At 62.4% G+C, this 9240-nt stretch carries 6 protein-coding genes; 5 read left to right on the plus strand and 1 reads right to left on the minus strand.

Going from position 1 to position 9240, the window contains the following annotated elements; translation table 11 throughout:
- Positions 1–89: 89 nt before the first annotated feature.
- Positions 90–1070, minus strand: a complete 981-nt coding sequence (locus tag AVL61_RS13750) for an NADPH:quinone reductase (RefSeq protein WP_058874889.1) — start codon at positions 1068–1070, stop codon at positions 90–92.
- 698 nt (positions 1071–1768) lie between these two features.
- Between AVL61_RS13750 and AVL61_RS13755 the strand changes: the two genes are divergently transcribed.
- The 5 genes from AVL61_RS13755 to glgX are packed head-to-tail and all read left to right on the plus strand — an operon-like array spanning position 1769 to position 9150.
- Complete coding sequence (locus AVL61_RS13755) at positions 1769–2836, plus strand: gluconate 2-dehydrogenase subunit 3 family protein (RefSeq protein WP_058874890.1); 1068 nt, start codon at positions 1769–1771, stop codon at positions 2834–2836.
- 3 nt (positions 2837–2839) lie between these two features.
- A complete protein-coding gene (locus tag AVL61_RS13760) occupies positions 2840–4630 on the plus strand; it encodes a GMC family oxidoreductase (protein ID WP_058874891.1) in 1791 nt (596 codons plus the stop codon).
- Positions 4631–4633: 3 nt separating this feature from the next.
- Positions 4634–5770, plus strand: coding sequence for a cupin domain-containing protein (locus tag AVL61_RS13765; RefSeq protein WP_058874892.1), 1137 nt, complete (start codon positions 4634–4636; stop codon positions 5768–5770).
- Positions 5771–5828: 58 nt separating this feature from the next.
- Positions 5829–7079, plus strand: coding sequence for a cupin domain-containing protein (locus AVL61_RS13770; RefSeq protein WP_058874893.1), 1251 nt, complete (start codon positions 5829–5831; stop codon positions 7077–7079).
- Entirely contained in the window at positions 7072–9150 is a 2079-nt protein-coding gene (glgX, locus tag AVL61_RS13775) for a glycogen debranching protein GlgX (protein WP_058874894.1), read from the plus strand. Before AVL61_RS13770 ends, glgX begins: the two co-directional genes overlap by 8 nt.
- Positions 9151–9240: the final 90 nt, after the last annotated feature.

Raw genomic sequence — 9240 nt, forward strand, 5'->3', positions numbered from 1 at the left:
CGCGTACATCTAAAGGCTCTGGACAGGCGTCCTCTAACCGGCCATATGTAAAACAGGTTCTGGCGCTGTTTCCTCACGCATGATGGGCCTCAGCCGGGGATGGCAAGGATGGTGCGGTGGCGGTTGTTGGTGTCAACTCGGTCGTGCGCGACAGCGGTCTGCTCGAGCGGCAAGAGGGGGCTGAGAGGGATAACAAGGTCGCCGTCACGAGCCGCTGAGGTGAGATCGATGGCCGCTTGATGCTTTGCAGCGGGCGGGAAGTCGTCGCTACCTAGTAGCCGGATGGTGATGTTGTTGAACAGCATCGACCAGAACGGGAAGTCAGGGCGATCGACTCGAGTGGCGTAGGCGGCGATCACGCTGTTGTTCTTGGCAACGGCTGCGTCCAGGTCGACGTTGTCGGAGAAGGCGACCTCGACGATCCGGTCCACCCCGTCAGGGGCGTGGGCGCGAATGGCCTGGGCAGGGTCGGGCTGATTCACGGCGACGGCCCTAGTTAGGGAGGGGCCGGTCAACTGGGACAGGTCATCGATGCGGCGAACAGTGGCGATGACGTGCGCACCAGCGAGATGGGCAAGCTGGGCGGCGAGCGAGCCCACCGCTCCCAGGGCTCCGTGCACCAACACGGTGGACCCGGCCACCGGGCCGTCGCCGAATACGGCGCGGTGGGCGGTGATGCCTGGAATGCCGAGACATGCACCGGTCAGGTCGTCGACCTCCGTGGGTAACTCGATCGCCTGGTGGTCGGGGACGACGACATACTGGGCGGCGGTGCCGTAGGGCCGGTAGGACTGGGCACCGTATACCCACACCCGTTGCCCAACCCTCGACGGATCCACCCGGGGGCCAACCTGATCCACGATCCCGGACCCGTCGCTGTGCGGAATCACGCGCGGGAAGGGCATAGTGGAGCCCAACCAGCCGCGGCGCTTCTTGGTATCACCCGGGTTCACCCCGGAGTACCTAACCCTGACCCGTACCTCACCAGGTCCGGGATGGGGGTCGGGCAGCTCGCCCATCTGCAACACTTCGTCTGCGGGCCCTTGTCGCTCGTACCAGACAGCGATCACTCCGCCTCCTGATCGGTTTTGGTTAAAGACCTTGCGGAGCCCGGCGCATTTGGCTTGGTTGCTGGTACGGGCGACGACGAGCAGCCTTCGTCGGCAGGGGTCGGTAGTTTCGCATTCGTGCAGTCATGACCTGGATTAGCAGCCGGCGGCCTGCCGCAAGCGGCCACCTGCCGGTGTCGAGCAGTGTGCACAAAGCACCTGTACCATGCCGGGGCCCTTCGCCCACACCCAAGTGGAGCCTTCATGGACACCACCGTCGGCAACGGCGCCTTGGCCGTCTCACTTTAGTGAAGTGGAGACAATCAACTATGGTCTCCACACGCCTGGGAATGATCAACCCCAAGTACCCGCGAAATTCGTAACGATCTCTGTATCCGTACATGAGTTCCCTCCCGTGTCCCGGGCGGACACATGCGCATTAGCACAGTCATGATGTGACGTAAAACCAGAAACTCTTGAGAGCCCAGTACGGCCAAGTCCATGCTTGTCGCACCGGATCTCACAACGAGGTCGGGGTCCAAAGTCCTTACCAGGCTACCTTGATTGCGTTAGCGATCAAGGTTGTCAAGCGAGTTCAACGAGGAATATAACAGAACTCGTTATTTTCGTTTGTACAGTCATCATTAGATTGCTTTAATCATCCTCCCTTCACATCTAAGACTGAGCGTGGGGCAGAACCCTATTCCAAGGGGCCACATATGACGACGCTGGTTAATTTCGACGATGTCCACGTCTTGAATCAATGCACCCGGTACATTACCCGCGATACCACAGCTCCGCGCCACGACTTCGGGCAGTATGCGTCAGATGACCCTCGAGCTGTCTTGTGCGAGCCGTGGCGGTTCCCGCTCGTCGACTCGTACTTCGACAGGAACTCACCCGAGGAGTCTTACCGCTACAACACAGTGACGTTCGTCTACGATGGGCGCGCCACCCGCCCCACTTCAGTAGAAGTGGTTGGCACCTTCGGAGAGCTTTTCAGTCCAGTCGCGCTCCGCCCAGTACGCTTTCTCGGGGATGACACGGGGTTCTGGGCGGTGGGGATCCGGGTAGCGAAGGGTCAGTCGCACCGGTACTTGGTAGGGGTCGACGAGCAGTGGGATGTCGACTCAATCAACCCCCAGTACGCTACCAGCGACAACGGCCGAACATGGTCTCGCTTCTTCACTGAAGCCTGCCAAATCCCACTGGTGCTTAGCGCCCGGGAGCGTGAACTGCTCGGGCGGTTGGTGGCGCACCTGTTGCCGTTCCGATTGCCGGAGAACAGCAAATTCATCCGTGAAGTTTACAACCAGCTCGACCGCTTGGCCCGGGTGCAGGAGTTCCCGTTGGCGTACCGTCTCGATGAAGAGGTCGGGGTCGTCAACTACATCGACAAGCTTCTGGCTCGCAGCGAGCAGCATCACGCCGATGACTACCACACCTGTCTGGCCATCATCGACAGACTACTCCGTCAGCGGTACGGCGGGCTGGATACGCTCATGTTGCCCCTAGACGCTTATGCGGCCCTGTACGACGAGATGGCCACCAATGTCGTGGACGGGTGGGATACCTCCCAATACGCCGATCCTCAGCACTTCCTGTTATTGCTGCGCAGGCACGCGTTAACTGGCGCATTCGCCCATCCACGCACGGGCGGCAACTCGGGAGCCGCGGGCTGGGTGTACCTGGAGTCGAGATACCAAAACTCCGAAGACGAGACCTTGTTCGACTGGCGGCGAGCCCTGGAGGCCCCGCTCGGACGCAACACCGACTATCGGGGGTAGGCCATGGCTGACGAGCACGTGGAGGTCGTAGTCATCGGCAGCGGCGCCGGAGGTGCCCCGCTGTCCTCGACTCTGGTAGGGGGCGGGCGGCAGGTCCTCGTCCTTGAGAAAGGCCCGTTGCTACGCACCCAGGACCAGAGCCCGACCGGGCTGAGTGACTTCAAGCGCGACGAGATGTTCGCAAGCGGACCGGAGAAGCGCATCACTGTGCCCGGCATGGCCAACCAGGGCCAAGGATATTTCTCCAGCCACGTGGAGCCTGATCTCAACGACGAGCCCCACGTCTACGACGGGGACGACGGCCGTCAATACGCAACTATCGAGGGGTACACCGCCCAGGTGGTCGGCGGCGGAACGCAACTGTATGGCGGTGTATCGCTACGCTTCACCCCGGACGACTTCCGTCTCGCCAGCTTCAATGATGGACGCACCGACCTGCGTAACGACCCAGGCGGAGAAGTACGGTCCGAGGCACGGGACTGGCCGATCTCATATGAGGACCTCGAGCCCTACTACTGCCGGGCCGAGGAGCTGATTGGGATCAATGGCACCAGGTCGAACCAGGAAAAACAGGCCTCGGTTGACCACTACCAGGCTCCTTTGGAACCAAATGCCATCAGCCAGTACGCAGCAGCCGGGATGGACGCCCTTGGCATGCGGCGCTACCGCACGCCACTGGCCGTGATTACGGAAGATCATCCACCAAGCGGCCGAAAGGTACCCGCCGACCCAGACACAATCAAAACCGCTTTTATCAACCGGTACGGCGACCCGCTCGGCCTAAAGTCCAATACCTGGGTTGCACTTCTCGACCCGCTGCTCGACCAGCCGAACTTCGAGTTGCGGCCTAACTGCACGGTCACCCATCTGTCCGCCGACGGGGCCAAGGTGACTCGGGTGCACTACCGGGACCCGGCTGGCGCGGGTCGCACGGTAACCGCCGACATCGTGGTCGTGGCATGCTCGGCGATCGAGTCCGTTCGGCTGCTGCAACTGTCTGGGCTCGAGGACGCGGCTTTCAACGACCGCCTCAACTCCCCCCACGGCCTGCTCGGCCGATACTTCCTCACACACTGCTTCGGTGGCGCCCAGTGCATCGTGCCGGATCGGGCAGATAAATCCAAAACCCTCGACAGCGACTGGGCCACTGACCACTGTGCCCGCGCCCAGTGGGTCCGTGAGCGGGGCCTGTGGGCGGGCGGAGTGATCTACAACAACACCTCCGACGGTGCTCTGCCCATTTCCCTCGCCCGGACCTGGCAGGCAATGGACATGGACAACACCTGGAAGGGCTATCTGCAGGACACTAGTTTGGTCGGCGACGGGTTCGAGCGCTACCTCGACGACAACTTCGGCCGGCGGCTCTCGGTGACGTTCATGGCCAACCAGGTGCCTCAGCGGGACAACCGAATCGAGCTGCACCCGACGGTCACTGATAAATGGGGCCGCCGAGTGGCTTATATCCGCAAGGACTGGCATCCCCACGACGTCGCACTGATGGATGAGTTCGCCGAGCAATGTCGGCAAATCCTCCTCAGTGGCGGGGATGTCCGCGACGTCAGCTGGGGCTCGGTAAAGAACTCGGTGGTGCGCATTGCTAACCATGTTCTGGGCGGTGCCCGATTCGGTACCGACCAGACCGACTCGGTACTCGATCCGGATTGCCGTGTTTGGGGTTTCGACAACCTATACGTCACCGACGGTAGTTTCATGCCCACCTCAGGTGGCGCCAACCCGACCCTGACCATCCAAGCCAACTCCTTCCGAGTGGGCGATCTACTGCTGAGCAGGTGAAAGATGGACCCCCGCTTTGAGGACCTCTTTACCCCTCCGGAAAACGAAATCTTTCGGGTGGTTTTCTTCCCCGACCGCATCTACCACGCCCGTTACCTGAACGCCACTCGCAGCAGTCGGTACCGATACAACGTCACCGAGGTGCGCAGCGGTCCCGAGACCACGGTCATGAAAGGGGAGGTCCACCTCAACGGCACCCGACTTTGCGGGATGCTGAGAATCGAGTACACCGGACTCCGTTTGGTCGAACAAGCCCGCGAAGTCGGCCGCCGCTTGGGCCCTACCCTCAAGGCATGGGTGAGAGCCATCCCCCAAAACGCCCCACCTGGGGAAACCCTCGTCACGTTGCACTGGGACCCCATAATTTCTGCCTACGCCGTGGAGATCTGGGAAACCCTTGAGACCCCACTCGGAACCACGCATGACTACCGCGTGCTGAACATTATGGGCCGGGACGCCCCAATCACCCGGGCCAGTGAGCTCGCCCCCGCCCTGGGTGATCTCAAGGGATTACGCCAACTCGCCGTCGCCTTCCGGGAGCAGGACACGCTCTACCCCACCGGCCAAGCCATCGGCAACGTCCAATGGGACAACGCCTACCTCCGCTCCCACCAGGAGCCCCGCTCCCCTGTGCCGAGCGCCCCGGAGAACACCGTCCGCGACGACAATTACCTGCTGGACTTCCAACGCGGATTCTTCATCCCGGACGCGGGAAAGGTAGAACCGGTCAGGTACCGCAACGCCATGATGAACGATGGTGACCCCGAACGCCGCGAGGAGAACATCATCCAGATGCGCTGGCTCCTCCAGCGCGAGTTCGGCGGACACCTCATTTTCTTTCACGAAGTCACCATCCCGCCGGGCACGATCGAGGGAGCCCACCGACATATCGGCTCCGAGGAGCTCTATTACGTCATTGCCGGTCAGGGTCTGGCGTACATGAAGGACGGCGACGACCCGGCTACGGGAAACTATCCGCTTGTTGAACGCCAGCTTTACGGCCTGGATCCTGTGATGTGCCGGGAGTTGCCGGTCCAGGCTGGCAGCGTCATTTACACCAAGAGCGGCGGTGTGCACGGTATCCGCAACTCCGGCATAGATCCCTTACGCTTCGTCGCTTTCCTCTATCACACCCTTTGATCCGGCCGATTTCTGGCCCACCCCACCCGTTACGCTGAAGTGCCCGGGAGGACATCAAATGCCCGAGATTGTCAACACCGACACCGTCATGCGGGTATCACCTGGCACCGTCCCGCCGTATGACCAGGACAACCCATTGCTGCGGCTTCTCAACCTGGTTGAGCAGACCCAGCTTGCCGCCGCCCGCGAGGCCTATGACACCACCTCCCTGCAGTACCTCTTTCCAATCAGCCACCTTGAGCTGTGGGGACCCGCCGCTCAGCCGGACCAGCTTGACCCCGTCCAGCAAGACGACAAGACCGACTTCCAAAAGCAGAACGTGCGCGACTTTCAGCTCACCGACACCCGAGCGGTACGCGGTTGGGTGGCCGTCGGCGGGCAACGTGTGCCTTTCCTTCACCTCAGCTACCGCGCCGGGCCAGACTCCACCTTGGCCCAGGCGGCCGGCGGACTCAACGACTCGATCGGCTGCACCTTTTCCCTACGGGGCGAGGCACCGGTCACGGTGCGGGCGCCGTACGACCCCGAAAGTGGCCGCTATGTCGCCGAGATTTGGGGTCGCTCCGATAACGGGCTGCGCGATCTGGTCGACGCCCGTGGTGTGACCGCCTTGGATTCTGGTCGACTCCAGGGCCGTTCCGACCTGGGTTTCGGTGGCGGTGACGAATTCGACCGGGCGGCAGTGGACGCCAAGGACTTGCGCACCATCGCCCCCGATCACCTGATGCACCCGGTCCTCCCTCTCCACCTCGAGGTGAGTTGGACCGCTTCCTTGGACGGTACCGGTGTCGCAGACCCCGCCAACGGCTCCGCACGGTTGGGCTTCGAGATGCAGATGCGCGGCTGGGACAACTACCTCAGCGTCGGCACTAGCCCCAACCCGCACGGCGGCGTGGGTTTTCTGGAATACCGCAATCTGTTGTCCAACTACGGGCTATTCAACGGAAGCGGGGAGTTGGCCCGGATCCTTGAGTCATGGAACTTCAATGCCAATGGCAAAAAGGACCACGCCCCTGGGGCGGTTGAAAAATTCATGACCGTGGATTACATGGACTTGCACGTTATGGAAGCCGCCTGCGGCATCGGCTTGCACCGCCACCGGGACAACCAGGAGGTTTTCCTCATGCTCGACGGCACTGGCACGATGGTCATCGGTGACTGGGCCGACTCGGGCACCCGGGACCGCTGTTTCGAAGTTCGCACCCTGCAGGCTGGATCGCTGGCCATGCTGCGCGGCGGCAACCTGCACGGTCTGCTCAACCCGGCCGATCGGCGCGCCCTACTGTTCATGTTCGGCGGCTATGACTGAGCCCGCCGGCCCCGCACAAGGCGTCGTCCCCGGTGATCACCGCCGGCTCGGCGCCACCTGGGAGGGCACCGGCACGAACTTCGCAGTTTTTTCCTCCTGCGCAGCGGCAGGCGGCCACGTGAGCCTAATTCTGCTGGAAGAAGACGGCACCGAGCGTAGCGCCCTCATGTGGCCTGAGCAGGACATCTGGACCTGCCGGGTCCCCGGCATAGGACCGGACCAGCGGTACGGGTACCGAGTCACCGGACCGTACGACCCACCCCGCGGGTGGCGGTTCGACCCGACCCGTCTGCTCGTCGACCCTTACGCGCGGGCCATGAGCCACGCCCCCGGCGATAACCCAAGAGATATGCACGGCCTCGTGATCGACCCCGCCTTCGATTGGGCGGGTGACGCCCCACCCCAAGTTCCCTGGTCCGAGACCGTGCTTTACGAGGCTCATGTGAAGGGTCTAACCGCCCTTCATCCCCAGCTTCCCACAGAGTTGCGTGGGACCTACTCCGGATTGACCGCGGACCCAGTCCTGGAGCATCTGACGAGCCTCGGGGTCACTACGCTTGAGCTGTTACCGGTCCACCAGTTCGTCCCCGAACAGTTCCTGCTCGACCGTGGGTTAACCAATTACTGGGGCTATTCCACCCTGGGCTACTTTGCTCCGCACGCCGGTTACGCCGCCTCCAACCTCCCTGGTCAGCAGGTCGGCGAGTTTAAGAACATGGTCCGCACTCTGCACTCTGCCGGGCTAGAGGTCGTCCTCGACGTCGTCTTCAACCACACTGCTGAAGGCCCCGCAGATGCCCCCGCACTTTTCCTGCGTGGCCTTGCTGACGACATTTATTATCGAAGTGACCCTACCGCCCCGCAGAATTACATCGACACCACCGGCACAGGCAACAGCGTCGATGCCGGTCGTCCCGAGGTGCTACGTCTGGTGCTGGACTCCTTACGGTACTGGGTCCAAGAAATGCATGTCGACGGCTTTAGGTTCGATCTGGCTGCGGCTCTTGCCCGGGAATACGGCTACGTGGACCAGCTCGCAGACTTCTTCGCCCTTGTCTACCAAGATCCCGTTCTCGCCGGGACCAAGCTCATCGCCGAACCATGGGACGTGGGTGCCCCGGACAGCTATCAGGTCGGTCGGTTTCCGCCCGGGTGGACTGAGTGGAACGATAAGTACCGCGACACGGTCCGCGATTTCTGGCGCGGAGGGACGGGACGAGCCGACCTCGGCTACCGGCTTACTGGCTCGAGCGACCTATTCGGCCAAACCCGTCGTGGGCCGGACGCCTCGGTGAACTTCATCGTCGCCCATGACGGCAAGACTCTGGCCGATCTGGTCACCTACGTCGGTAAGTACAACCATGCCAACCGCGAGGACAACCACGACGGCACTGCCAACGACCGGGCGGACAACTACGGCGTCGAAGGTCCAACTCTCGACCCTGCAATTCAGGCAATCCGCTCCCAACAGCAACGCAACATGCTCGCCACGCTACTGCTCTCCCAAGGTGTCCCCATGCTGTGTGGGGGCGACGAGTTCGGCCGGACCCAAAAAGGCAACAACAACGCCTACTGCCAGGACAACGAGATCAGTTGGTACGACTGGGACCTGGGGACCGCTCAGCGCGACCTTATCGCCTTTGTCCGCCGCGCTATCGACATCCAACGGCGCCACCCCGCACTGCGCCGACGCTCTTTCCTGACCGGCTTTCGGCCCGAGGGCGCAGCCCTGTCCGACGTGACCTGGTTCGGCCCCACCGGCGCCGAACTCACCCCTACCGACTGGACAGACCCAGCCGGGCGTTGCCTCGGACTGCTCCTGGCTGGCGATCAAGTCGGCTTCGTCGACCGCAGCGGTATCGCCCAACAGGACGACGACCTACTCATCGTGCTCAACGCCGACCCCGACCCGGCCAAGATACAAGTACCCGGCCGCTTAGGGGCGCAGTACGTGTTCGAACTCGACACCACCCAGCCGGACGGCACCCCCAGCCAGGCACCCATCTCTACTGGAGACACGCTAACAGTGGGGCCGCGCAACCTAATCGTCGCGGCGGCTCCACTCCCATGACGCTGGGCTCGGAGAATAAGGAGCGCTGGCGTCACTTCGTGTAGGGCTAGTGGCCCGTCTTTGAAGTCCTTGGGCGGTTGGCCTTGTTGA

Source organism: Kocuria rosea subsp. polaris (assembly GCF_001483755.1).
Taxonomy (GTDB): domain Bacteria; phylum Actinomycetota; class Actinomycetes; order Actinomycetales; family Micrococcaceae; genus Kocuria; species Kocuria cellulosilytica.